Source organism: Paenibacillus sp. FSL R10-2736 (assembly GCF_038000245.1).
In the GTDB taxonomy this organism is placed as follows: Bacteria; Bacillota; Bacilli; order Paenibacillales; family Paenibacillaceae; genus Paenibacillus_AQ; species Paenibacillus_AQ phytohabitans.
In genome coordinates, this window is the sequence record NZ_JBBOBN010000001.1 from 331,030 (window position 1) to 354,229 (window position 23,200).

At 50.3% G+C, this 23,200-nt stretch carries 21 protein-coding genes, 14 tRNA genes and 4 rRNA genes; 35 read left to right on the forward strand and 4 right to left on the reverse strand.

Going from position 1 to position 23,200, the window contains the following annotated elements; translation table 11 throughout:
- Positions 1-38: 38 nt before the first annotated feature.
- Positions 39-1,148: an Mrp/NBP35 family ATP-binding protein gene (locus NSQ73_RS01500; RefSeq protein WP_171720433.1), complete on the forward strand. Its 1,110-nt coding sequence runs from the start codon at positions 39-41 to the stop codon at positions 1,146-1,148.
- 80 nt (positions 1,149-1,228) lie between these two features.
- On the opposite strand, the gene gerD is transcribed toward NSQ73_RS01500, so the two are convergent.
- Complete coding sequence (gene gerD, locus NSQ73_RS01505) at positions 1,229-1,933, reverse strand: spore germination lipoprotein GerD (RefSeq protein WP_042140123.1); 705 nt, start codon at positions 1,931-1,933, stop codon at positions 1,229-1,231.
- A gap of 127 nt (positions 1,934-2,060) precedes the next feature.
- Here gerD and NSQ73_RS01510 point away from each other — a divergent pair, with 127 nt between their 5' ends.
- Positions 2,061-2,651 carry a KinB-signaling pathway activation protein gene (locus NSQ73_RS01510; protein ID WP_042141718.1) on the forward strand — a complete coding sequence of 197 codons (591 nt, stop codon included), beginning with the start codon at positions 2,061-2,063 and terminating at the stop codon, positions 2,649-2,651.
- A 130-nt stretch (positions 2,652-2,781) separates the two neighbouring features.
- A complete protein-coding gene (locus tag NSQ73_RS01515; protein ID WP_042217852.1) occupies positions 2,782-3,603 on the forward strand; it encodes a PPK2 family polyphosphate kinase in 822 nt (273 codons plus the stop codon).
- A 45-nt stretch (positions 3,604-3,648) separates the two neighbouring features.
- Here NSQ73_RS01515 and pdaB read toward each other — a convergent pair whose 3' ends face one another.
- On the reverse strand, positions 3,649-4,452 hold the full coding sequence (pdaB, locus tag NSQ73_RS01520; protein WP_042239954.1) for a polysaccharide deacetylase family sporulation protein PdaB: 804 nt from the start codon (positions 4,450-4,452) through the stop codon (positions 3,649-3,651).
- A 131-nt stretch (positions 4,453-4,583) separates the two neighbouring features.
- Between pdaB and NSQ73_RS01525 the strand changes: the two genes are divergently transcribed.
- The 20 genes from NSQ73_RS01525 (at position 4,584) to NSQ73_RS01620 (ending at position 12,544) form a co-directional block, all read left to right on the forward strand.
- A complete protein-coding gene (locus NSQ73_RS01525) occupies positions 4,584-5,195 on the forward strand; it encodes a stage II sporulation protein M (RefSeq protein WP_340985182.1) in 612 nt (203 codons plus the stop codon).
- Between the two features lie 242 nt (positions 5,196-5,437).
- Positions 5,438-5,668, forward strand: coding sequence for a hypothetical protein (locus NSQ73_RS01530; RefSeq protein WP_025336637.1), 231 nt, complete (start codon positions 5,438-5,440; stop codon positions 5,666-5,668).
- 387 nt (positions 5,669-6,055) lie between these two features.
- Positions 6,056-7,613: ribosomal RNA gene (locus NSQ73_RS01535) — 16S ribosomal RNA — on the forward strand.
- 125 nt (positions 7,614-7,738) lie between these two features.
- Positions 7,739-7,855: ribosomal RNA gene (gene rrf, locus NSQ73_RS01540) — 5S ribosomal RNA — on the forward strand.
- A 44-nt stretch (positions 7,856-7,899) separates the two neighbouring features.
- Positions 7,900-7,976: transfer RNA gene (locus NSQ73_RS01545), tRNA-Ile, on the forward strand.
- Between the two features lie 29 nt (positions 7,977-8,005).
- A tRNA-Ala gene (locus tag NSQ73_RS01550) sits at positions 8,006-8,081 on the forward strand.
- Between the two features lie 200 nt (positions 8,082-8,281).
- Positions 8,282-11,212 (forward strand): 23S ribosomal RNA (locus tag NSQ73_RS01555).
- Positions 11,213-11,290: 78 nt separating this feature from the next.
- Positions 11,291-11,407: ribosomal RNA gene (rrf, locus tag NSQ73_RS01560) — 5S ribosomal RNA — on the forward strand.
- Together the 16S, 23S and 5S rRNA genes with 14 tRNA genes alongside form the textbook arrangement of a ribosomal RNA operon.
- Positions 11,408-11,416: 9 nt before the next feature.
- Positions 11,417-11,492: transfer RNA gene (locus tag NSQ73_RS01565), tRNA-Asn, on the forward strand.
- 1 nt (position 11,493) lies between these two features.
- Positions 11,494-11,569: transfer RNA gene (locus tag NSQ73_RS01570), tRNA-Thr, on the forward strand.
- A gap of 12 nt (positions 11,570-11,581) precedes the next feature.
- Positions 11,582-11,656: transfer RNA gene (locus NSQ73_RS01575), tRNA-Glu, on the forward strand.
- A gap of 57 nt (positions 11,657-11,713) precedes the next feature.
- Positions 11,714-11,789, forward strand: a tRNA-Val gene (locus tag NSQ73_RS01580).
- 53 nt (positions 11,790-11,842) lie between these two features.
- Positions 11,843-11,916, forward strand: a tRNA-Gln gene (locus tag NSQ73_RS01585).
- Between the two features lie 5 nt (positions 11,917-11,921).
- A tRNA-Lys gene (locus NSQ73_RS01590) sits at positions 11,922-11,994 on the forward strand.
- 16 nt (positions 11,995-12,010) lie between these two features.
- Positions 12,011-12,094: transfer RNA gene (locus NSQ73_RS01595), tRNA-Leu, on the forward strand.
- A 7-nt stretch (positions 12,095-12,101) separates the two neighbouring features.
- A tRNA-Gly gene (locus tag NSQ73_RS01600) sits at positions 12,102-12,176 on the forward strand.
- A gap of 8 nt (positions 12,177-12,184) precedes the next feature.
- Positions 12,185-12,261, forward strand: a tRNA-Arg gene (locus NSQ73_RS01605).
- 31 nt (positions 12,262-12,292) lie between these two features.
- Positions 12,293-12,366, forward strand: a tRNA-Pro gene (locus tag NSQ73_RS01610).
- Positions 12,367-12,378: 12 nt separating this feature from the next.
- Positions 12,379-12,452: transfer RNA gene (locus tag NSQ73_RS01615), tRNA-Gly, on the forward strand.
- Between the two features lie 18 nt (positions 12,453-12,470).
- Positions 12,471-12,544 (forward strand) — tRNA-Pro (locus tag NSQ73_RS01620).
- 79 nt (positions 12,545-12,623) lie between these two features.
- Here the strand turns inward: NSQ73_RS01620 and NSQ73_RS01625 are convergent.
- Positions 12,624-13,037, reverse strand: coding sequence for an ImmA/IrrE family metallo-endopeptidase (locus tag NSQ73_RS01625; protein ID WP_039294354.1), 414 nt, complete (start codon positions 13,035-13,037; stop codon positions 12,624-12,626).
- A 42-nt stretch (positions 13,038-13,079) separates the two neighbouring features.
- The gene (locus NSQ73_RS01630) at positions 13,080-13,523 is read right to left on the reverse strand and encodes a helix-turn-helix domain-containing protein (RefSeq protein WP_039294154.1); all 444 of its coding nucleotides are present in this window, start codon (positions 13,521-13,523) and stop codon (positions 13,080-13,082) included.
- Between the two features lie 292 nt (positions 13,524-13,815).
- On the opposite strand from NSQ73_RS01630, the gene NSQ73_RS01635 reads away from it, so the two are divergent.
- The 12 genes from NSQ73_RS01635 (at position 13,816) to NSQ73_RS01690 (ending at position 23,198) form a co-directional block, all read left to right on the forward strand.
- Positions 13,816-14,292, forward strand: a complete 477-nt coding sequence (locus tag NSQ73_RS01635; protein ID WP_418794484.1) for an ArpU family phage packaging/lysis transcriptional regulator — start codon at positions 13,816-13,818, stop codon at positions 14,290-14,292.
- A gap of 434 nt (positions 14,293-14,726) precedes the next feature.
- Positions 14,727-15,149, forward strand: a complete 423-nt coding sequence (locus tag NSQ73_RS01640; RefSeq protein ID WP_340985183.1) for a phage tail terminator family protein — start codon at positions 14,727-14,729, stop codon at positions 15,147-15,149.
- Entirely contained in the window at positions 15,146-15,352 is a 207-nt protein-coding gene (locus NSQ73_RS01645; protein WP_340985184.1) for a hypothetical protein, read from the forward strand. The genes NSQ73_RS01640 and NSQ73_RS01645 overlap by 4 nt, the downstream gene beginning before the upstream one ends.
- Entirely contained in the window at positions 15,352-16,674 is a 1,323-nt protein-coding gene (locus NSQ73_RS01650; RefSeq protein ID WP_076247150.1) for a phage tail sheath family protein, read from the forward strand. The genes NSQ73_RS01645 and NSQ73_RS01650 overlap by 1 nt, the downstream gene beginning before the upstream one ends.
- Position 16,675: 1 nt before the next feature.
- Positions 16,676-17,146, forward strand: coding sequence for a phage tail tube protein (locus tag NSQ73_RS01655; RefSeq protein ID WP_039294168.1), 471 nt, complete (start codon positions 16,676-16,678; stop codon positions 17,144-17,146).
- Between the two features lie 106 nt (positions 17,147-17,252).
- Positions 17,253-17,675, forward strand: coding sequence for a phage tail assembly chaperone (locus NSQ73_RS01660; protein ID WP_042239937.1), 423 nt, complete (start codon positions 17,253-17,255; stop codon positions 17,673-17,675).
- Positions 17,676-17,867: 192 nt separating this feature from the next.
- Positions 17,868-19,700 carry a hypothetical protein gene (locus tag NSQ73_RS01665; protein WP_340985185.1) on the forward strand — a complete coding sequence of 611 codons (1,833 nt, stop codon included), beginning with the start codon at positions 17,868-17,870 and terminating at the stop codon, positions 19,698-19,700.
- Position 19,701: 1 nt separating this feature from the next.
- Positions 19,702-20,448, forward strand: a complete 747-nt coding sequence (locus tag NSQ73_RS01670) for a LysM peptidoglycan-binding domain-containing protein (RefSeq protein ID WP_076247144.1) — start codon at positions 19,702-19,704, stop codon at positions 20,446-20,448.
- 12 nt (positions 20,449-20,460) lie between these two features.
- Positions 20,461-21,423, forward strand: a complete 963-nt coding sequence (locus NSQ73_RS01675; protein WP_042140113.1) for an XkdQ/YqbQ family protein — start codon at positions 20,461-20,463, stop codon at positions 21,421-21,423.
- Between the two features lie 5 nt (positions 21,424-21,428).
- Complete coding sequence (locus NSQ73_RS01680) at positions 21,429-21,722, forward strand: DUF2577 domain-containing protein (protein ID WP_340985186.1); 294 nt, start codon at positions 21,429-21,431, stop codon at positions 21,720-21,722.
- Complete coding sequence (locus NSQ73_RS01685) at positions 21,719-22,147, forward strand: DUF2634 domain-containing protein (RefSeq protein WP_052422123.1); 429 nt, start codon at positions 21,719-21,721, stop codon at positions 22,145-22,147. Before NSQ73_RS01680 ends, NSQ73_RS01685 begins: the two co-directional genes overlap by 4 nt.
- Positions 22,140-23,198, forward strand: a complete 1,059-nt coding sequence (locus NSQ73_RS01690) for a baseplate J/gp47 family protein (RefSeq protein ID WP_340985187.1) — start codon at positions 22,140-22,142, stop codon at positions 23,196-23,198. Before NSQ73_RS01685 ends, NSQ73_RS01690 begins: the two co-directional genes overlap by 8 nt.
- The last annotated feature ends 2 nt before the right edge of the window (positions 23,199-23,200 follow it).

A 23,200-nucleotide genomic window follows, 5' to 3' on the forward strand; every position in this document is an offset into this window, starting at 1 on the left:
GGAGCTTACCCGTCCGGGAAGGAACAGAGGTGCTTTCCATGCTGACTAGGGAACAAATTCAGGAACTTTTGCAGCCGCTCACAGACCCGGAATCCGGAAAAAGCCTTGTTGAATTACAGCTGATCCGCGATATCATGATTAAAGAAGACCGGATCTCACTATCTGTCGTGTGTCTTGACTCCGAGGAGAAGCAGCGTATGGAGCTGGAGCAGCAGGTTCGCGATTTGCTTACTGAGGGTGGAGCGGATAATATTCATATCCGTCTGCGTGATGCCACCGATTATGAACGCGCTATACTCCGTGGAGAGAGTTCAGAGGACGAGCAGGAATCAGAACAAGGCGAGAAGCTGAAAGGCCATGCAGCGGGCCTTGAGGGGCATGAGCTGATCAACGAGAATTCGGGTGTTAACTTCATCGCGATCGCCAGCGGCAAGGGCGGAGTGGGAAAGTCTACGGTGACGGTGAACCTGGCCGTAGCACTAGCCAGAAAAGGTAAAAAGGTCGGTCTGATCGATGCCGACATTTACGGCTTCAGTATCCCGGATATGATGGGGATTGAAGAGGGACCAGTCGTGGAAGAGGGCATCATCATTCCGGTGGAACGATTCGGAGTGAAGGTCATGTCGATGGGCTTCTTCATCCGTGAGAATAGTCCGGTTATCTGGAGAGGGCCGATGCTTGGCAAAATGCTACGCCAGTTCTTCAGCGATGTAGGCTGGGGCGAGCTGGATTACCTGCTGCTGGATCTGCCTCCGGGAACGGGCGATGTGGCGCTTGACGTGCACCAGATGCTGCCTCACAGCAAGGAGATCATTGTAACCACCCCTCATGCTACGGCGGCCTTTGTGGCTGCCAGAGCAGGCTCTATGGCTCTGCAGACGGATCATGAGATTCTTGGGGTCATCGAGAATATGGCGTATTATGAATGTTCCTCCTGCGGCAAGAAAGATTATATCTTCGGACGCGGCGGAGGTGCCCGTCTGGCCGAAACGCTGCATACAGAGCTGCTGGCCCAGGTGCCGCTCGGTGCACCGGACAACCATATCTCTGAGCCTGATTTCTCACCGTCAGTGTATAAGGCTGATACGCCAACCGGAGGGTTATTTGCAGAAATTGCAGACAAGCTGATCGCTAAGTACGAGGAGTAAGCGCTGAGTAATTTGTTTGCAACACAAAAAGGCCTGTCCCATATGGGGCAAGGCCTTTTTTGAATAGAATGTATGTTATTTTAGGAGCCGGAATCATCTCCGCCTTCCTGCTTCTGACTGTCGCCCCCGCTTTCCTGTTCCTCTCCGCCGCCCCCGCCGCCTTTTTCGGCATCCTTTTTCTGTACCTTAGGCTGCAGCTCTTCCTGTACTACAGTTTTGAGCAGATCAAGCACTTCCATACGGAAGAGCGGGTTCTGCATGGCCTCCTGCATAATGGTCATGGATTGCTTGCGGTAATCGGAAGTCTTAGTAAGGTCGAGGAACATTTTCATCATTTCAGGCGATTTCATAATTTCTTCGACAGACTTTTGATAAGTGGGGTCCTTGATTAATTGAAGATGCAATTCCTTGCTCTGCGTATTAATCGCTTTGGCGAACTCCCCGGCAAACTGCGGGTCCGTCATGATCTTTTCGATTTCCTTCTGGTACTCAGGAGCTGTGATGGTGTCTTTAACCGCGATCCGGATCTGCTCGGTTGTTTGCATCGGCATCATTTTCATGCTCAGCCCGCTTGTGCTGCTTTCACCGGAGCTGGGGGTGGAGAGGGCCTCCTCAACCGCTTTTTTTCCCTCATCACTTTTCAATATATCTACAACCATCGTCTTCATTTCCTTATATCCGCCCTGTCCGGAAGAAGAACTGCTGCTCTGTTCGCCTCCGCAGGCCGTTAAGGCCATAACCAAGCCGAGTGCCAAGCCTCCAGACCACAAAGTCCTCCATTTCATTGGCGCTGCCCTCCTTTATAGAGTTACTGACTGTAGTATGCCGCGGGGGCACACATTTATGTTGGAGTGTAATGGTTTTTTGACGGTAACCTTGGTAAAATAAATCTGACACGGGGAGGTGAAAGCGCTGAACTTAAGAAAATGGTTTTATTTATTCTGGACCACGCTTTTGATCGGAGCAGGAGGGGCCGTGATTGCCGGTCTTGCCCTGCAGATAGTCAATGGCGGAATCGATTTCAAGAGCACCGCCGACCTTTTACTTTACTCCCTGATCCTTTTTGGCTACGGAGTGCTCGTCAGTGTATATGCACAGCTGGGGTTCTTCGCTTATCTGATTCTTAATTACATGGGCACCGGCGTGTTCCCGCGCAAGGCATGGCGGTACATACAACTGGTGCTGGCAGTGCTCGCGCTGCTTGAACTGGTTTTCCTGCGTACATTTGTGAGCGGGGACCGGAGTGTTGCATCTGACCTGATTTTGGGTCTAGGGATTCTGCTTACCGCAATTATTGTTTCCTGGTTCAAAATGCGGGGTACCAACGCTTCGGCTTGGATTCCAACCTTTTTCTTTATGACCGCCATCACCATTGTTGAGATTATCGGTGTACTCCGGATCGGCGTAGACAGCGCCACCATTTTTATTCTGGTTCCGCTGGTCGCTTGCAATGCGTTCCAGATTTTGATGCTGCACCGGATTTTGAAACCGGCCTCAATTTAAAAGTCCATAAACCAAAACCCCGCTCACCTGAATACACTCAGGGTGGCGGGGTTTTGGCATTGCTTGTGCGGAACGGTTAAAATCAACTTTAAGAGGTTAATCTTAAAGAACAGAGTGGAGGAGGGAATATATGAACATTAAGCGTTATATGATAAAAGACACAAGTGAAACACGCCTGAAGGACCTCGATCCCAATGAACGCGGCGAATTCAAATCCAAAGAAGAAGCGGAAGCCAAAATGGAGAAGCTGAAGAAACGGCTGGCTGAGCTTCAGGATATCCTTTTTGCACAGAAGAAGCATTCCCTGCTCGTAATTCTTCAAGGAATGGATTCCAGCGGGAAGGACGGGACCGTTAAGCATATTTTCTCCGGCATCAACCCGCAAGGGTTCATCGTTACCAGCTTCAAGAAGCCCTCTCTGGAGGAGGAAGCTCACGATTTCCTGTGGAGAGTCCATATGAAAACACCGCCCAAAGGCTATATTGCTGCGTTTAACCGTTCACATTATGAAGATGTACTGGTACCGCGTGTGCACGGCAGTCTGAAGAAAGAGGATGCCAAGCGGCGTTTCCGCTACATCCGCCAGTTTGAGGAAATGCTGGCGGAAGAGGGGACAACGGTAATCAAGCTCTTTCTGCATATCTCCAAGGAGAAGCAGCTGGAGAAGATCCAGGAGCGGCTTCATGATCCGGCGAAACATTGGAAGTTCGACGCCAGTGATCTGCAGGAGCGTGAATACTGGGACGATTATCAAAAGGCCTATGAAGATGTTTTTGAGCAAAGCAGCATAGAGAAAGCCCCATGGTACTGGATTCCGGCGAATCACCGATGGTACCGCAATTACCTGGCGCTGGCCATTGTGGTGAAAACGCTGGAGGGGCTTGACCTGAGTTATCCGAAACTAAATACACCTACTCCTGATATTTCCGAGCTTATTTCTCCGCGCCACTAACAGATAACTATCCCCTGCAGCGGCTGCGTTCAGAATAGGCCAAATCTACATGCCGGCAGCGTCTTCCAAGCCATTATCCAGCCAAGCGGAGTCGCGGACTTCCTTGCCTTCGGCACTGCTTTGGCTGATTAGTTCAGAGACAGTAACGAATTCATATCCCTGGCTGCGCAGCTTATCAATGATTTGCGGCAATGCCTCATGAGTCTGCTTACAGGAGTCACTGGCATGCAGCAGTACGATATCTCCGGGATGGGCCTTGCTCGTCACACGGTTCACGATATTATCCACACCGATGTTCTTCCAGTCCAGCGAATCCGTATCCCATTGAATGACCTTATAACCAAGGTCAGAGGCGACCTGCAGCACTCTTTTGTCAAAATCGCCGTTAGGCATTCTGATCAGATTAGGCTGTGTTCCCGTCAGCTCGGTTAATACCGTATGGGCGGTAGTAATTTGCGTACGGATTTCTTCATTACTCAGCGTACTGTAGTTCACATGCTTGTGGCCGTGGCTGCCAATCTCATATCCGGCGTCTTTGATGCTGGTGACAATCTCAGGATGTGTCTTGCTCCAAGGGGAGGACAGGAAGAAGGTAGCCTTATCCACCTTTTTGTCTTCCAGCACCTTCAGGATCGGTTCAGGTCTCTTTTCCCCCCAGCTAATATCAAAGGTTAAGGCGATCAGCTTCTTTTCCGTCGGCACGCTGTAAATGGCGGAAGGGGCTGCTTCCGAGAAAACAGTAATATTGCCCCTCTCGACATAAACGACGCCGGCGGTAAGAAGCGCAGCAGCAAAGATGTAAATGAACCGTTTTATCTTTTTGCCGCTGAATACATAAAAAGAATTCATAATGTCAGCGCTCCTCTCCCATGCGAAATGCTTGTTTGTTCTAAATGTATGCTCGTACAGGGCGCTTATGACCGCAGATATAAAACCGCAGCAAATGCTTTTAAAGAGCGATATCATTTCAGGAGGTACACATGTTATCTTTTAATACGTTTATTAAAGATCTGGGAACGATCCGCAAAGCGCTGCTGACAGCAGCCTTGTTATTCATAGCCGGCGGAGTAATTGGCTGGATCGGTACGGGAAGTCTGCAGCAGCTGCTGAACGAGCAGTTGAAAGGAATCAGCGAAATCAGCGGGAGCCTTAGAGAATCCTCTAATCCGCAATGGAGCTTTTTTGTATTTATCTTTCTGAACAACAGCATCAAAAGCGTGGTCATTATATTTCTAGGAGCACTGTTTGGAATATTGCCGGTGTTCTTCCTGCTGATTAACGGTGCGGTCATTGGTTATCTGATTCATCTGTCCGCAATACAGGGACAGGACCTGTTCACCCTGATTGTAAAAGGATTGCTGCCGCACGGGATTATCGAGATTCCGGCAATCATTATTGCCTGTGCCTTTGGTCTGAAATTCGGAGGCAAAGCTTTGTCCGCCCTGTTTCGGGCGGGAAAGAGAAATGAGAGGGAAGCGGACCATTGGCGGGCGTTCATGCGGCAGACTTTTACCGCTTCGGTATGGATTGTTATTCTGCTGTTCGTTGCCGCAATCATTGAGAGTACAATTACATTTTCACTTTTATCATAAAATTTATGGGAATTGAGCATAACATTAAAAGCCAAATAAATTGGTCCCATAGTCGGAATTTGGATATAAAGAGACCATAATGGAATTTTTTTTAATTATGGTTATAGATCCTATGCTCCGGTTAATCTAGTGTAAGCAGTACAATTGGAGCTTCCCACATCGAATGGTCTATTTTCTACAGTAGAAGACACGGCATTTGATGGTTGTTGATAGCTATGAATTTCATGAAGGAGGCCAAGCATATGCTCGGGATGTTGTTCAATGAGAAGGAATGCAAGGAGCTGGACTATGTTTTGCGCAAAGAGCTGGATGAAATGCTTCTGGATTTGAGCGATCAGCGTTTAGATCAGAATATCAGACACGCTATTGCCAATCGATATAAAACCGTATTCCGTATGTATGCACGTTTTGCCCCACAGAAGGAGTTGTCCAAGTACGCGTGGGGAGGACGTTCCTCACAGTTCAAACATTGAATTCTAAAGGCTATAAGACCAGAACAAATAAAATTAACCTAATAGCTTGACTAAAAGGGAGCCGGCATGATACATTATATCTCGCGCTCCTTTTGAATGTTTAAAAGGGTGCTGCAGGCAGGAAATAATGAAAAATAACTTTTTCAAAAAAAGCTTGCCAAACAACGAAACACTATGATATATTATAAAGGTCGCCGCTGAGATGCGGTGAAGAACTAAAATGAGACATTGATCTTTGAAAACTGAACAACGAGTGAGTGGGAAATCACGAAAGTGACTTCCAAAAATGATGAGTTTCACAGCGTCTTATACGCTTTGGGAATCTCATCGTGAGAATGAAAATTCTCGTCAGATGTTTCAAAATGAGCAATCGCTCTTTCTAAAACCAATTTGGAGAGTTTGATCCTGGCTCAGGACGAACGCTGGCGGCATGCCTAATACATGCAAGTCGAGCGGAGTTTGAATGGAAGCTTGCTTCCATTCTTACTTAGCGGCGGACGGGTGAGTAACACGTAGGCAACCTGCCCTCAAGACTGGGATAACTACCGGAAACGGTAGCTAATACCGGATAATTTCTTTCCTCTCCTGAAGAGAGAATGAAAGGCGGAGCAATCTGCCACTTGGGGATGGGCCTGCGGCGCATTAGCTAGTTGGTGGGGTAACGGCTCACCAAGGCGACGATGCGTAGCCGACCTGAGAGGGTGAACGGCCACACTGGGACTGAGACACGGCCCAGACTCCTACGGGAGGCAGCAGTAGGGAATCTTCCGCAATGGGCGAAAGCCTGACGGAGCAATGCCGCGTGAGTGATGAAGGTTTTCGGATCGTAAAGCTCTGTTGCCAGGGAAGAACGTCCGGTAGAGTAACTGCTGCCGGAGTGACGGTACCTGAGAAGAAAGCCCCGGCTAACTACGTGCCAGCAGCCGCGGTAATACGTAGGGGGCAAGCGTTGTCCGGAATTATTGGGCGTAAAGCGCGCGCAGGCGGTCATTTAAGTCTGGTGTTTAAACCTTGGGCTCAACCTGGGGTCGCACTGGAAACTGGGTGACTTGAGTACAGAAGAGGAAAGTGGAATTCCACGTGTAGCGGTGAAATGCGTAGATATGTGGAGGAACACCAGTGGCGAAGGCGACTTTCTGGGCTGTAACTGACGCTGAGGCGCGAAAGCGTGGGGAGCAAACAGGATTAGATACCCTGGTAGTCCACGCCGTAAACGATGAGTGCTAGGTGTTAGGGGTTTCGATACCCTTGGTGCCGAAGTTAACACAGTAAGCACTCCGCCTGGGGAGTACGGTCGCAAGACTGAAACTCAAAGGAATTGACGGGGACCCGCACAAGCAGTGGAGTATGTGGTTTAATTCGAAGCAACGCGAAGAACCTTACCAGGTCTTGACATCCCGATGAAAGCATTAGAGATAGTGCCCCTCTTCGGAGCATCGGAGACAGGTGGTGCATGGTTGTCGTCAGCTCGTGTCGTGAGATGTTGGGTTAAGTCCCGCAACGAGCGCAACCCTTGACTTTAGTTGCCAGCAGGTGAAGCTGGGCACTCTAGAGTGACTGCCGGTGACAAACCGGAGGAAGGTGGGGATGACGTCAAATCATCATGCCCCTTATGACCTGGGCTACACACGTACTACAATGGCCGGTACAACGGGAAGCGAAACCGCGAGGTGGAGCCAATCCCAGCAAAGCCGGTCTCAGTTCGGATTGCAGGCTGCAACTCGCCTGCATGAAGTCGGAATTGCTAGTAATCGCGGATCAGCATGCCGCGGTGAATACGTTCCCGGGTCTTGTACACACCGCCCGTCACACCACGAGAGTTTACAACACCCGAAGTCGGTGGGGTAACCCGCAAGGGAGCCAGCCGCCGAAGGTGGGGTAGATGATTGGGGTGAAGTCGTAACAAGGTAGCCGTATCGGAAGGTGCGGCTGGATCACCTCCTTTCTATGGAGAATCGTCACCTGCAACGGTGACATTCAAATCGGAAGCTAAAGCTTCCACAATAGAACCTTCGGGTTCGGACACTCACTCGTGTTCAGTTTTGAAAGAGCAAGTCTCTTTCGTATGCGTTTGGTGGCGATAGCGGAGGGGTTCCACACGTACCCATCCCGAACACGACCGTTAAGCCCTCCAGCGCCGATGGTACTTGGACCGAAGGGTCCTGGGAGAGTAGGACGCCGCCAAGCGAACAATCAATTTATTGGTTGATTCACAATGTTATCTGTTATATGGGCTTTTAGCTCAGTTGGTTAGAGCGCACCTCTGATAAGGGTGAGGTCGGTGGTTCGAGTCCACCAAGGCCCACCATATAACATTTTAGAATTGAATACCTATATGGGGCCATAGCTCAGCTGGGAGAGCGCCTGCCTTGCAAGCAGGAGGTCAGCGGTTCGATCCCGCTTGGCTCCACCAATACTTCTTTACAAGATTATATGCAAGAACTTGATCCTTGAAAACTGGATACCGAAACGAATTTGCGTTTTAGAACATCTTTTAGCTGAAACTTGTGTAAGCAAGTTGAAATAGTTATTAGTTGATACAATTCATTCGTCAGGAAATAACGGGCTTTGAAGCAATTCAATGTTCAATATTTCTCCTGCGGAGAAAATTGTGGTTAAGCTAATAAGAGCACACGGAGGATGCCTAGGCGCCAGGAGCCGACGAAGGACGTGGCGAACAACGAAACTGCCTCGGGGAGCTGTAAGCAAGCTTTGATCCGGGGGTGTCCGAATGGGGAAACCCAGCTGTGGTAATTCGCAGTTACTCGTATCTGAATACATAGGATACGCAGAGGCAGACCAGGGGAACTGAAACATCTAAGTACCCTGAGGAAGAGAAAACAATAGTGATTCCGTCAGTAGCGGCGAGCGAACGCGGAACAGCCTAAACCAAGAGGCTTGCCTCTTGGGGTTGTGGGACGTCTCACATGGAGTTACAAAGGAATATGGTAGGCGAAGAGGTCTGGAAAGGCCCGCGATAGAGGTAAAAGCCCTGTAGCCTAAACTGTGTTCTCTCCGAGACGGATCCCGAGTAGTGCGGGGCACGTGAAACCCCGTATGAATCCAGCAGGACCATCTGCTAAGGCTAAATACTACCTGGCGACCGATAGTGAAACAGTACCGTGAGGGAAAGGTGAAAAGCACCCCGGAAGGGGAGTGAAATAGAACCTGAAACCGTGTGCTTACAAAAAGTCAGAGCCCTATTACTGGGTGATGGCGTGCCTTTTGTAGAATGAACCGGCGAGTTACGTTTAACATGCAAGGTTAAGGTGAGAAGCCGGAGCCGCAGCGAAAGCGAGTCTGAATAGGGCGATTGAGTATGTGGACGTAGACCCGAAACCGTGTGATCTACCCCTGTCCAGGGTGAAGGTGCGGTAACACGCACTGGAGGCCCGAACCCACGCATGTTGAAAAATGCGGGGATGAGGTGGGGGTAGCGGAGAAATTCCAATCGAACTCGGAGATAGCTGGTTCTCCCCGAAATAGCTTTAGGGCTAGCCTCGGTGAATGGAGTGGTGGAGGTAGAGCACTGATTGGGTGCGGGGCCCGCAAGGGTTACCAAGCTCAGTCAAACTCCGAATGCCATTAACTTCTTGCCGGGAGTCAGACAGTGAGTGCTAAGATCCATTGTCAAAAGGGAAACAGCCCAGACCATCAGCTAAGGTCCCCAAGTGTGTGTTAAGTGGGAAAGGATGTGGAGTTGCACAGACAACCAGGATGTTGGCTTAGAAGCAGCCACCATTGAAAGAGTGCGTAATAGCTCACTGGTCGAGTGACTCTGCGCCGAAAATGTAACGGGGCTAAACACACCACCGAAGCTATGGCTAGATACTTTGTATCTGGGGTAGGGGAGCGTTGTATGTAGGTTGAAGGTGTACCGTAAGGAGCGCTGGACAGCATACAAGTGAGAATGCCGGTATGAGTAACGAAAAGATCAGTGAGAATCTGATCCGCCGAAAGCCCAAGGTTTCCTGAGGAAGGCTCGTCCGCTCAGGGTAAGTCGGGACCTAAGGCGAGGCCGAAAGGCGTAGTCGAAGGACAACAGTTTGAAATTACTGTACCACCGTAATCCGCTATGAGCGATGGGGTGACGCAGGAGGGTAGTGACGCGGACTGATGGATGTGTCCGTCTAAGCAGTGAGGCTGATGTGTAGGCAAATCCGCACATCATTAAGGCTGGGCTGTGATGGGGAGCGAAAATTGTAGTAGCGAAGGTCATGATCTCACACTGCCAAGAAAAGCCTCTAGCCAGGAGAAGGTGCCCGTACCGCAAACCGACACAGGTAGGCGAGAAGAGAATTCTAAGGCGCGCGGAAGAACTCTCGTTAAGGAACTCGGCAAAATGACCTCGTAACTTCGGGAGAAGAGGTGCCTCGGTAGGGTGAATAGCCCGAGGGGGCCGCAGTGAAAAGGCCCAAGCGACTGTTTAGCAAAAACACAGGTCTGTGCGAAGCCGCAAGGCGAAGTATACGGGCTGACGCCTGCCCGGTGCTGGAAGGTTAAGGGGAGTGGTTAGGGGTTAAACCCGAAGCTGTGAACCGAAGCCCCAGTAAACGGCGGCCGTAACTATAACGGTCCTAAGGTAGCGAAATTCCTTGTCAGGTAAATTCTGACCCGCACGAATGGCGTAACGACTTGGGCGCTGTCTCAACGAGAGATCCGGTGAAATTTTAATACCTGTGAAGATGCAGGTTACCCGCGACAAGACGGAAAGACCCCATGGAGCTTTACTGCAGCTTGATATTGAATTTGGGTACGATCTGTACAGGATAGGTGGGAGCCGTTGAGGCAGGAGCGCAAGCTTCTGCGGAGGCGCCGTTGGGATACCACCCTGATCGTATCTAGGTTCTAACCTAGTACCCTTACCGGGTACGGGGACCGTGTCAGGCGGGCAGTTTGACTGGGGCGGTCGCCTCCTAAAGAGTAACGGAGGCGTTCAAAGGTTCCCTCAGAATGGTTGGAAATCATTCGCAGAGTGCAAAGGCATAAGGGAGCTTGACTGCGAGACCTACAAGTCGAGCAGGGACGAAAGTCGGACTTAGTGATCCGGTGGTACCGCATGGAAGGGCCATCGCTCAACGGATAAAAGCTACCCTGGGGATAACAGGCTTATCTCCCCCAAGAGTCCACATCGACGGGGAGGTTTGGCACCTCGATGTCGGCTCATCGCATCCTGGGGCTGAAGTAGGTCCCAAGGGTTGGGCTGTTCGCCCATTAAAGCGGTACGCGAGCTGGGTTCAGAACGTCGTGAGACAGTTCGGTCCCTATCTGTCGTGGGCGCAGGAAATTTGAGAGGAGCTGTCCTTAGTACGAGAGGACCGGGATGGACGTACCGCTGGTGCATCAGTTGTTCCGCCAGGAGCATGGCTGAGTAGCTACGTACGGACGGGATAAGCGCTGAAAGCATCTAAGCGTGAAGCCCCCCTCAAGATGAGATTTCCCAATTAGTAAGACCCCTTGAAGACGACGAGGTAGATAGGTTGGAGGTGGAAGTGCAGCAATGCATGGAGCTGACCAATACTAATCGGTCGAGGGCTTATCCAAATTTCGAACAACGCAGATTCGTTTCGGATTCAGTTTTCAGGAATCAAATTCCTGAAGCATTTACGCTGTAAATGCCCGTTTGGTGGCGATAGCGGAGGGGTTCCACGCGTACCCATCCCGAACACGACCGTTAAGCCCTCCAGCGCCGATGGTACTTGGACCGAAGGGTCCTGGGAGAGTAGGACGCTGCCAAGCGGACAATATTCCCTGATAGCTCAGTTGGTAGAGCACTCGACTGTTAATCGAGTTGTCACAGGTTCGAGTCCTGTTCGGGGAGCCATGCTCTCATAGCTCAGCAGGTAGAGTGCTTCCATGGTAAGGAAGAGGTCACCGGTTCGAATCCGGTTGAGAGCTCCACAGATTTACTGAGGCCCGTTGGTCAAGGGGTTAAGACACCTCCCTTTCACGGAGGTAACATGGGTTCGAATCCCATACGGGTCACCAATTTTTGATGGGATGAGAATTCCCTGAGTTTCACCCCTTTTGGGTCACCATACATATGGAGGCTTAGCTCAGCTGGGAGAGCATCTGCCTTACAAGCAGAGGGTCGGGGGTTCGAACCCCTCAGCCTCCACCATAATTTTCTTGATATTTGTGGGAGATTGTGGGCATTATATAGGTATCTATTGTAGGGGATTCGCCAAGCGGTAAGGCAACGGACTCTGACTCCGTCATCATAGGTTCGAATCCTATATCCCCTGCCAATTGCGAGCCATTAGCTCAGTTGGTAGAGCACCTGACTTTTAATCAGGGTGTCGAAGGTTCGAGTCCTTCATGGCTCACTTTTATTAGTTTTATGCGCGTGTGGCGGAATGGCAGACGCACCAGACTTAGGATCTGGCGTCGTAAGACGTGGGGGTTCAAGTCCCTTCACGCGCACCACTTATTTGCGGACGTGGCTCAGCGGTAGAGCATCGCCTTGCCAAGGCGAGGGTCGCGGGTTCGATTCCCGTCGTCCGCTCCATAATTTTTGCGCCCTTAGCTCAGCTGGATAGAGCGTTTGACTACGAATCAAAAGGTCGGGAGTTCGAATCTCTCAGGGCGCGCCATTATTACTTTGCAGTATAGCTTTTATATTAACGGGATGTAGCTCAGCTTGGTAGAGCACCTGGTTTGGGACCAGGGGGTCGCATGTTCAAATCGTGTCATCCCGATATTTCACCTTTGCGGGTGTAGTTCAATGGTAGAACTTCAGCCTTCCAAGCTGATAGCGTGGGTTCGATTCCCATCACCCGCTCCATATTAAATTTCATAGTTTCGGGATGTAGCTCAGCTTGGTAGAGCACCTGGTTTGGGACCAGGGGGTCGCATGTTCAAATCGTGTCATCCCGATAACACAGCTAATAGCTGGCAATGAACTCTTACCTAAGTAAGAGTTTTTTGTTGCGTAATTAAAGGAACATATGTTCCTTTAATCGTCTAAAAAAAAGACAACCTCTGCCGGGATGCCTATCCTTGCATAATAGCTCTGTAAAGATTCATCCTGCTCGATAGAAGTGCCAGCGGATAGCAGCTTCACTGCGAATATATTAGCCTGACGCTCCAGCTTCCCCGGTGAGAAAAAAGAGTTTTCTTCCAGAAAAAAACGGTTGACCCCTTTATGCAGACGGTCATGAGCCAATTCATGTGCACATACAAACCGCTGCCACTCCAGAGGCAGCTCATTATGAATGACGATAAACCTTCTTCTTAACTTACGGTAATACAAGCCCTTGGTGCCTTCGCCCAGATTGATGAACCTGATGTGAATGCCGAGGGCCCCAGCCAGCTCGAAGGGGTTGTTGGTTTTATATTTTTTGACCAGACGCTTGATTAGCTCATCCATATTCTTCACCCGCAGCATGTTAATAGTTGTATGATTGCCTGGCTATTCCTTCGTACCTGAATCGTGCTTGGGCTTAGTTCTTTTGTTCATCTGCTTGGCCTCCCAGAATAGGCCTGTTAATACATCCTTGATCCGCTGCTTATCCTCCTTGTTCAGTGGGATTCCGTCGAACATCAGCTCGCCATCATCCTCAAGCATTTGACGGAAATCACGCTTATCCTTACTCGTAGCCCATGCGGGCACTGACCCTCCAGTACTGCTCTGTGATTCGGTTAAATGACCGGCATGGCCCATAAGCTCCTCATAAGAGACATCGGTCGCTTCAGCAATCTTACGCAGTGTAGCCGGCTTAGGGACACCCCGTAGTCCATTCTCTATCCGCGATATTTGTGCTCCGCTGATTCCGGCAAGGGATGCCAACTGATTGATTGTCAGTCCCTTTCCTTCCCGAAGCTGTTTCAGATAGTTCCCGAATTCCTCTGCCATTGTTAACCACTCCTTATCACCTAATAAGCTGTTGCTATTAATATAAGCTATTTATGCCAATAGGTAAACAATAAAGCGGCCATTATTGCCAAAAGGTAAGATAAATAATGAATATAGCTTGTTTCTGCTCTAAAACGGGCCTAAATGGCATTTTACGGAATTGGCAGATAAGTGGTATATTATTGAAAAAGGCGAACAACATACGAACAAGTAGAATTTTACCACATTTGGCTGGAAAGGTCCGCAATAAAGTTCTCAAATCTGTATGACATCAAAAGGAGTGGTTAACATGATGATTCTAGCTTCGCTGCCCGAGCTTGACCGCCGTCTTACTCAGGTCACTATAGAGAATATGCTGGAGAAATACCGTATTTTTAAGACCGTAACTTTCGAGGCTAAAGAGGCCGGGATTACTTACTCTTATACGGAAAGATTCCATGGCGCGACTAACTCGGTTACGGATCAGACGGCGGCCATAGCAACTCATAACGTGGATGTGCCTGCGGCAAGAAGAGCATACTGTGCAATGATAGATTCCGTAGTAGAGAGACTTACACTTAGAGAACAGCAGCTTGTGCGGGAGCGTTACTTGCGCAGAGAGGAGAGCTACGACTACACGATCTATAATCATGTGTTTGATCCCCCTGTGAGCAAGGACACTTATGTGAAAATAAGGTCGAAGGCGTTCTATAAGATGGCGCTGGCGCTCGCAGATCTGCAGTTGTTGTCATTAGCTTCGCTAGAGAAAACATCAGGGACCCGCAAGTAGAAATAGCAGACTGTCTGCTGAAGCAGAACCTTTTCGCAGAAATAGCCTGGAGATTCGGTTGTTTAGATAATAAGAAGTACACGAAGCCGTGTTGCCCAATGGGTGATGCGGCTTTTTTTACGTGGACCACTGGCACCACCTTTTTTCATCCCAAGGGTCTCCGGAAGTTAGTCCTTTCTCCTCTGTAATAGCGTCTGCGCAAGGATTCAAAGGGTCTATATTTATAACATGGCAAATGAAGCAGAAGGACACCGCTGGAGCATGAATGCTCTACAAGATACAGTCCCTTGGGGGTTGAGGAACAAGCGTGGTGAAAGTTTCTTCAGCAGAGGCCTAATACAAGGCGGATATTACTCTTGTCAGGATAGTATCCGTTTGTAATTTCAAGGAAGGGGGGAGGGATTATCACAACTAATCATGAGAGGAATGAAATCATGACTGTACAACAATTGCGGGAGAACATCACAGATGCGCTGGCAGAGTATTATCCGGATGTACCTGTCTATGTGGAAGGGGACAAGCCGCAGTCAGCCTACTTCAAACCGGGGCTCATCTCAGCAACCTACGACCGGCAGCGTGAAGGCAGATACATGGCGGTGTACCGTTTCGGTATCCGCTACGAGCAGGGAAGTCTGCTGGATGCAGAGGGCATGGCGGACGGCTTGTGTGAAGCGCTGGCGTCCAGGGAAAGCGGGAATTCTTCTTTTCGTGTGATTCGCCAGTCATGGGAGGCAGGAGCAGAGGGACATGGGCCGCTGTTCACAGTGGACTATATGCTCTATCTCCAGAAGCAGAAGCAGCCGCAGGGCGAGTCAGAACTGATGGGTCACTTCACAGAAGGAGCGCGGCTGAAATGAATTCAAAGGAAATGAATGCAAGTGAGCTGAAGCGGGGCGGGAAAGAGCAGAATGCTTTTGGCAAAAAGCAGATTATGGGTTCTGTCTTATTTTCGCCGAAGGAAAAAGATGTACTGGAAGTAGTTCTGCAAGAGAGCGGGAGCTACACCCTGGAAGAGGCTAAGCAATTAATGGAGCTTTATCTAAATAAGGAGGTTATCTAATGGCTGGAGGAACATGGACAACACAAAACAAGGTGCGTCCGGGGGTATACGTAAATGTGGCTTCGAACGGAAGCGTGTCAGGTAAAATGGGGGAACGCGGTACGGCGGCCCTGGCGCTTACGCTGCCTTGGGGACAAGCTGGAGTCATTCTTAAGCTTACTGCCCAGGATGATTTTAAGCAGAAGCTAGGGTTTGATCTGACAGATTCGCAGCTGCTGCCGGTAAGAGAGGTACTGAAACGGGCAGGTACGCTGCTGCTCTACCGCTTGAATCAGGGAGTTAAGGCTACTGTCACCAATAACGGGGTGCAGGCTACGGCGCTGTATGGCGGGGAACGCGGAAATGCACTCAAGATTGTTATCGAAAAGAATATCGACGACAACGCTCAGTTCGATGTGCGGACTTTGCTTGAGAATACAGAGGTGGACAAGCAGACAGTAGCTGCGGCTGCCGGGCTGACTGCGAACGACTATGTAGAATTTAAGCCGAATGGACCCGGTGCGCTGACGTTAACAGCTGGAATGCCGCTTGTAAGCGGTGCGAATGGTACGGTAACGAATGCAGAACATAGCGACTTCCTGGCGGCGCTGGAGGTTCAGGACTTCCAGACTGTGGGGCTGGTATCCGAGGATAACACACTCAAGGCGCTATATAGCGCTTATGTGAAGCGTCTGCGCAATACGGAAGGCAAGAAGGTCCAGGCGGTATTGTCCGATTATGCTACGGCTGACCATGAGGGCATTATCAGTGTGGCAAACGGTGTAGTGCTGAGTGATGGAACCGTGGTGGATAAAGCGCATGCCGTGGCTTGGGTAGCCGGTGCTACTGCCGCCGCTGCAGTGAACGAATCTCTGACTTATCAGGCTTATGATGATGCCGTTGACGCGGATGTGCGCTTCAGCCATTCCGAGACCGTAGCCGCGCTTACAGACGGTGAACTGCTCTTTACGTATAATGGCGGCCGGGCTGTGGTGGAGCAGGATATCAACACGTTCACTTCATTTTCACCAGACAAGGGGAAGGCCTTCTCCAAAAACCGTGTGCTGCGCGTGCTGGATGGAATCGCCGGTGATTTGAAGCGGATTTTTGAGAATTACTTCATCGGTAAATTGCCGAATAATGAAGACGGGCGTGCGCTCTTCTGGTCGCAGTGCGTCACCTATATGAATGATCTGCAGAACCTGGGGGCGATTGAGAACTTCAACGCACAGAGCGATATTGTAGTTACCCCGGGAGCGGACAGTGACAGTGTTGTACTGGATGTGGCTGTGAAGCCGGTGGATTCCGTAGAAAAAGTATATATGAAAGTGAAGGTGGTTTAAGATGACATTCTTGAAAGCCAGCGATACGCTATCCGGCCAGGAGGGCCGGGCCTATGCCACAATTAACGGACAGACGGAAGAAATGTTCTATGTAAAAACGTTGGAAGCCACGGTGGAGAAGCAGAAGGCGGAAGTGAAAACGCTTGGTCGCCGCGGGGTGCAGCATAAGGCAACCGGCTGGTCGGGCAGCGGTACGATGACGATTTTCTATATGACGAGCCGTTTCCGCCAAATGATGCTGGAATACATGAAGACGGGGATTGACCAGTATTTCAGTATTATTGTAACGAATGAAGACCCGTCCTCTACAGTTGGCGCACAGCGCATCATGCTGAAGGATGTTAATCTGGACAGTGTCATTATGGCCTCGCTGGATACGGAATCGGATGCGCTTGAGGAAGAGGTCAGCTTTACTTTTGAGGATGTGGAATTGGTTCAGCCCTTCAGTGCCCCGGCAAATTCCGGCCAATAAGATTAAGCAGGCATATCCATAGACAAGAGCTGGAAAGACCCGGGCGTATTTTATGGCGGCGGGTCTCTTCTCTATCTATACACAATAAGAATCCGGGAGGAACAACATGAGTGAATTAAGTTTGTTTTTTGCGCAAAATGCGGCATGTGATACAACAGAGGAGTTTGTGGTCTCGCTACGTTTCAAGGATAAAGAAGGTAAAGCTGCGGTCTGGAAGCTGCGCAGCATGAATGAAGATGAGAACCAGGAGTGCCGAAAAGCTGCAACCCGCAAGGTCAAAGGAAAGAACGGCACCTACACCACGGAGATTGATCCCAATGAGTATATGGCCAAGCTGATGACGGCAAGCGTAGTGCATCCGGATCTGAAGAACACCGAGCTGCAGCGTTCTTATGGGGTGATGGGGGCCGAATCACTGCTGCGCAAAATGCTGCTGCCCGGTGAGTTCGCGGCGCTTGGTGAGCGGGTACAGGCCCTGAACGGCTTCGCTACAGATATGAACGAGCTGGTAGATGACGTAAAAAACTAATCAACGAGGGCGATGGTGAGGCCAATCTGGCCTACTACGCCCTCCACGAGCTGCATATTCTGCCGCATGAGCTGATGAAGCTCTCCGTCCGCGAACGTGCAGCGATCTATGCCATGATTGCTGTGCGCGTGGACAAGGAGAAGCGGGAGCGCGCCCGGAGTAAGGGGAAGAAGAGATGAAGGGGGTGAATGAATGGAAATTACGAGTACAGCATTGGTTCCCGTAACAGCATTAACCGTCTGGCAAAATGTGAACTCACAGTGGGACCGGCTGAACCAGAATTTTAACCGGGCCAGCCACTCGCTGGGTGATCTGCAGCAGATACTGGAGCGGGTGTATGAAGAGAAAAACAAGTCTTTCATGGAAGGGTTCATGCAGTCTCAGGAAGCGGCCAGACGGCTCGCGGATGAAGGTGACTCTTCCAGGTCCCGCCGCTCTGCGGGCAGTTCTAACGATGACGATCCGGATAATAACGATGTCCGGAATGCCAAAAGCGGATTCATGGGTGAAGTTCAAAAAATAATGAAGGCACTGGACGTAGGCGGATTCGAATTAATCACTTACGTTGGGGATAAAGCCATAGGTTATATGCAGAACAAGAAGAAGGAAGCTGCAGCGGAAAAGGAACAAAAGGCAGCAGAAAAGGCACGGAAAGCAGCGGAGCCGGGATTCCTCTCCAAAACGAAGGACTCCTTGGGTTCACTGGACCTTGGCGGTGTGTTCGATAAGGTTAAGTCACTGGGTACGAAAGCGATAGCTGCGAACGCAACGGAGGAAGATAAGGGGAAATGGAACAAGCTGCAGGGCAACATGGATAGCGCAGTTGAAATGATGGGTCAAAAAGCCATCGTTGCGTTGCGTCCGATTCTGGATACCTTGAATAATGCATTTCAATCTGAAGGAATGTCTACTGCACTAAATCTGATCGCGAATGCATTCTTGGTAATAGCTACTGTGATTGGAGAAGTTGTAAATGGCATCTTGTATATGTTTACAGCGTTCCAGGAGAACTGGGATGTTGTAGGGCCGATCCTTGCGGCCATTGCCATTGTCTTCATAGCTGCAATGATTGTGCAGTTATATAATCTTGCTGCCGCGTGGCTTGTAGGCATGTGGCCGATCCTTTTAATTGTTGCGGCTGTAGCGCTGCTTATCTATATTCTTCAACAAGCAGGTGTGTCCGTAAACGAGGTAGTGGCTTTTATCGGGGGAGCTTTTGGCTGGCTGCGGGCAACTATAGAGAATTTTGTTATCGGTCTCTATAATAACTTCGTTTCATTTGCAGACTTCTTCCGTAACTTGTTTATTGATCCGACATATGCTGTGCAAAAGCTATTTTATGACCTGGCCACGAACTTCCTGGGCTTCATCTACCAAATGGCGTTAGGTGTTGAAAGCTTTGCAGGCGGGTTCGTAAAGGCTATAGCAGAAGGCATCAATTTTGTACTTAAGGGAATTCAAGTTATGGCGGGGTGGTTAAGCAAATTTCCCGGTTTTGAATTTCTGGCCGATTTCAAACCTAACTTTCTTGAAGCAGAGAATCCGCATGTCTTCAGTGATATGGTTAAGAATGCTCAAGGTACCCTGGTAGAGCCTACATCAACTAAGGATGTGTACAATACCAAAAAGAAAGAATTTGTGGATACCGCCAAAACAGTAAAGGAGTATGGGGACAAGGCATCAGATCTCCCCGCAAAATTCAATACCAAGCTGGATCGGGTCAAGCCAAAAGATGATAAATCCCAGAATCCTGCTCAAGCCGCTGCAGCGAACATCAACAGCGTCAACAAAGTGGGCGAAGTAGGTTCCATTAATGAAAAGGTGGATATCTCCAGCGATGATCTGGATATGCTGCGGGAGCTGGCGGAGATTCAGTCGATTCAGAATTTTGTCGAGCTGACGCCAACTGTTCAGGTAACAACGGGTAATATTAATAACTCCGGCGATATTGACTCCATCATCACGAAGATCGGGCAAAAGCTGAAAGAGGAATTTGTCTCTACGGCCCAGGGGGTGTATACGTAACGTGGAAGAGTATGGGTTCTATCTTAGCTTCAACAACTATGAAGAGGTGATCCGGCTTCCGGTTAACCCTGAGACCCTCGAGATCAAAGAGAATGGTGACAGCAAGAGCTATACGGTCATTGATTTTGGTGAGATCAATGCTATTGCTTATCCGAAGCTGACAGAGATCACCATTGAGAGTATTTTTCCGGCACAGTATTATCCGTTTGTGGTGTATTCGGGAGAGAATGCCGGCAAGCTGCTGAAGCCCTATGAATATGTGGAGCTGATCCGGAAATGGATGCTGAGCCGCAGGCCGGTCCGGTTTGTTTTCTCGGGGCTGAAGGCAGTGAATGTGCAGGATACGCAGACTCCAGATTGGCTGAAGCAGGCGAAAACGCAGGCGCAGCAGACTTTTACCGGGGACATTGGCATCAATATGGCGGTCAGCATTGAAAGCTTCTCCTGGAAGCTGAGTGCGGGTTCTTCCGGGGACATCGAGTATACTATCGGTCTCAAAAAGTATGTATTCTATCAGGCGTTAGCCATGAAGATTGACAACAAGGGTGAAGTGAAGACGCAGCAGAAACGGGCAAGCGAGAAGACAGCACCCGCCACTTATACGATCAAAGCCGGGGATACCCTCTGGTCCATTGCTCAAAAGCACCTGGGTGACGGCAGCAAAAGCAAAACTCTGCAAAAGCTTAACAGTATCCCGGACAGTGAACTGAAGAAGCTTAAAATCGGCAGAGTGATTAAGCTGTCGTAGGAGGCCATGGCGATGGAATTAATAGTAATCAATAAAGAAGGCGCGATCTGGGATGTTTCCGGGATTGCCACTGATATCTCATGGAAAACCACGCGTACCGGAAAGCCTGCCACACTCGAGCTTACGCTGGCGGACAGCGGGATTTACCAGCATGCGAAGTTCGGCATCAGTAACGGGGATATTGTGCAGTTCAGGAAAGACGGGATTGATGTATTCTACGGGTTCGTCTTCAGCATCGATACGGGAGCGAATCAGGAAATTAAGCTGACGGCGTATGATCAGATTCGTTATCTGCTGGGCAACGGCAGCTATGTGCTGCAGGATATTACTGCAAGTGAGCTGATCCGCAAAGTCGCTACAGACTATGGCCTTCGGCTCGGAGTGCTGGACCCGGCGAAGTACACGATCCCCTCCCTGATCGAGGATAATAAAAAATTGCTTGATATTATTATGGGCGCCATCGGCAGCGAGCTGCAGTATATGGGTCAGCTGATGGCTTTTTATGATGATTTCGGAAAGCTGACCCTGCGTGCACCTCAGGCAATGCTGCTGAATGTAATCCTTGGTGCTGGTCATTATCTGTATGATTATTCGCTTAAAAGAAGCATTGACGATGATACGTACAATACGATCCTGCTCTATCAAGACAATGAGGAAACCGGCAAACGTGAGTTTTTCCCGGCAACGGATAAGGAAAATGTGGAACGCTGGGGAATTCTTCATCTGTACCAGAAGGCGGATGACAAGGCGAATGCTGCGCAAATCCAGGAGAAGGCAGGCAATCTGCTGAAGCTGCATAACCGCGAGAAGCTTAGCCTCTCTGTACAAGCGATTGGTGATATTCGGGTCCGGGCCGGGAATTTCATCTATGTACTGCTTGATGAGTTTGAGACGCAGCTGTTTCTGGTCGACCAATGCAGCCATAAGATTTCAGGAGGGGAGCATACGATGTCCCTAGACATTAAGGTGGTGTAGAAGACATGCTCGATATTATTAAACAAGCAAGCCTCGGGGCCGTATCGAATACGAATCCGGTGGCTTTTTCTTATGGAACGGTAGTCGGGGCACAGCCGTTGCAGATCCAGGTGGAGCAGCGGTTCATTCTGACTGGACCGGCGCTGGTTGTGCCAGAGTCCGTGATGGAGAGCAAGGCAGTGCTTGAGGGCAGAGAGATCTTGCTCCGCCGGGGTCTGGAAGCGGGTGACCGCGTGCTGCTCGTCCGGATGCAGGGCGGGCAGAGCTATATCGTTCTGGATCGGCTGGTGGACCTATGATCCCGGCAATCGGCAGATCGGGTCCGGTTACGGCAGCTCTTGAGGGGAGTGCAACAGCTTCAGGCATTAGCCCCAGCCTAACGTACCGGATGGATTTTGAGCACAAGCGGATAGCCGGACGTATGGATGGACTTGAGGCAGTGAAACAGGCAGCAGTTAAGGTGCTGCAGACCGCCCGTTTTGAGCATTTGATCTATAGTCCAAACTACGGAACGGAATGGAGTCTCGTACTGGGACAGGACAGGCTGCTGGCCCGGCCGGAGCTGCGCAGAATCGTAAGTGAGGCGCTGCTTCAGGATGAGCGGATTCAGCAGCTTGAGGATGTGGAAATTCTTTTTAACGGTGATACGGTAAGCTTCAGCTGCACAGCTGTCACGGTTTACGGCAATTTTGAACTGAGAAAGGAGGAGATTGCCGGTGTATGAAGATCAGACCTATGAGGCCCTGCTCGAACGCATGCTGGACCGGGTTCCGGAAGGGATGGACAAGCGCGAGGGAAGCATTATTTATGATGCACTCGCTCCGGCGGCGGCCGAAATGGCCCAGATGTATATTGAGCTTGAGGTCAGCAATAATCTGTATTTCCCTGATACAGCGGGTGGTGAGTATCTGGAACGCAGCATTGCCTGGACGGGAATCACCCGTCACCCCGCAGGAAAAGCGCAGCTGAGCGGAAAGTTCTATACCAGCGGAGGGGAACTGCTGGATGTTCCTCTGGGCAGCCGGTTTTCGCTGGGCTTGCTCCATTATAGCGCGGCGGAGAAGCTTTCGCCCGGAACGTATCGTCTCGAAAGTGAGACCGCCGGTGCAGAGGGGAATCAGTACTCGGGTGCGCTGCTGCCCATCGATTATATCCCGGGGTTGGCCCGTGGGGAGATTACGGCACTGCTCGTTCCCGGTACGGATGCGGAGTCAGATGAGGCGCTGCGCCAGCGGTACTTCGATTCGGCAAGACGGCCTTCGACGAGCGGCAATAAATATCATTATATGGAATGGGCACAGGACATCCAGGGCGTAGGGGGAGCGCGGGTCTTTCCGCTTTGGGCCGGGCCGAAGACGGTCAAAGTGGTCATTGTGAATGCGGAGCATAAGCCTGCTTCCGCGCTGCTGGTCTCTCAAGTGCAGCAATACATTGATCCTGCTCCGGGACTTGGCGAAGGACAAGCTCCGGTGGGAGCTGTAGTGACGGTGGAATCGGCCACAGGCAAAACCATTAACGTCACTGCCAGGGTTACACTGGCAGCGGGTTATGCGCTGCAGCCGGTTATTAATGCTTTTACAGCGATTCTGGAGAAATACCGCAAAGAGAAAGCTTTTGCCGCCACCTATATCAGTCAATCCGTAGTTGGATCGCTGCTGCTGGATACCGAGGGTGTTATGGATTATAGCGGTCTGAAGCTGAACGGCGGGACGGGAAATGTGACTCTAACCGAAAGTGAAGTGCCACTATTCGGCAATATCGTACTGGAGGTGTAGCG

Excerpts from the sequence above, each read along its gene's own strand:
- NSQ73_RS01500 (WP_171720433.1), top strand. The coding sequence starts at position 39 with ATGCTGACTAGGGAACAAATTCAGGAACTTTTGCAGCCGCTCACAGAC.
- gerD (WP_042140123.1), bottom strand. The coding sequence starts at position 1,933 with ATGAAATGGAGGACTTTGTGGTCTGGAGGCTTGGCACTCGGCTTGGTT.
- NSQ73_RS01515 (WP_042217852.1), top strand. The coding sequence starts at position 2,782 with ATGAACATTAAGCGTTATATGATAAAAGACACAAGTGAAACACGCCTG.
- pdaB (WP_042239954.1), bottom strand. The coding sequence starts at position 4,452 with ATGAATTCTTTTTATGTATTCAGCGGCAAAAAGATAAAACGGTTCATT.
- NSQ73_RS01525 (WP_340985182.1), top strand. The coding sequence starts at position 4,584 with ATGTTATCTTTTAATACGTTTATTAAAGATCTGGGAACGATCCGCAAA.
- NSQ73_RS01530 (WP_025336637.1), top strand. The coding sequence starts at position 5,438 with ATGCTCGGGATGTTGTTCAATGAGAAGGAATGCAAGGAGCTGGACTAT.
- NSQ73_RS01625 (WP_039294354.1), bottom strand. The coding sequence starts at position 13,037 with ATGGATGAGCTAATCAAGCGTCTGGTCAAAAAATATAAAACCAACAAC.
- NSQ73_RS01630 (WP_039294154.1), bottom strand. The coding sequence starts at position 13,523 with ATGGCAGAGGAATTCGGGAACTATCTGAAACAGCTTCGGGAAGGAAAG.
- NSQ73_RS01635 (WP_418794484.1), top strand. The coding sequence starts at position 13,816 with ATGATTCTAGCTTCGCTGCCCGAGCTTGACCGCCGTCTTACTCAGGTC.
- NSQ73_RS01640 (WP_340985183.1), top strand. The coding sequence starts at position 14,727 with ATGACTGTACAACAATTGCGGGAGAACATCACAGATGCGCTGGCAGAG.
- NSQ73_RS01645 (WP_340985184.1), top strand. The coding sequence starts at position 15,146 with ATGAATTCAAAGGAAATGAATGCAAGTGAGCTGAAGCGGGGCGGGAAA.
- NSQ73_RS01650 (WP_076247150.1), top strand. The coding sequence starts at position 15,352 with ATGGCTGGAGGAACATGGACAACACAAAACAAGGTGCGTCCGGGGGTA.
- NSQ73_RS01655 (WP_039294168.1), top strand. The coding sequence starts at position 16,676 with ATGACATTCTTGAAAGCCAGCGATACGCTATCCGGCCAGGAGGGCCGG.
- NSQ73_RS01660 (WP_042239937.1), top strand. The coding sequence starts at position 17,253 with ATGAGTGAATTAAGTTTGTTTTTTGCGCAAAATGCGGCATGTGATACA.
- NSQ73_RS01665 (WP_340985185.1), top strand. The coding sequence starts at position 17,868 with ATGGAAATTACGAGTACAGCATTGGTTCCCGTAACAGCATTAACCGTC.
- NSQ73_RS01675 (WP_042140113.1), top strand. The coding sequence starts at position 20,461 with ATGGAATTAATAGTAATCAATAAAGAAGGCGCGATCTGGGATGTTTCC.
- NSQ73_RS01680 (WP_340985186.1), top strand. The coding sequence starts at position 21,429 with ATGCTCGATATTATTAAACAAGCAAGCCTCGGGGCCGTATCGAATACG.
- NSQ73_RS01685 (WP_052422123.1), top strand. The coding sequence starts at position 21,719 with ATGATCCCGGCAATCGGCAGATCGGGTCCGGTTACGGCAGCTCTTGAG.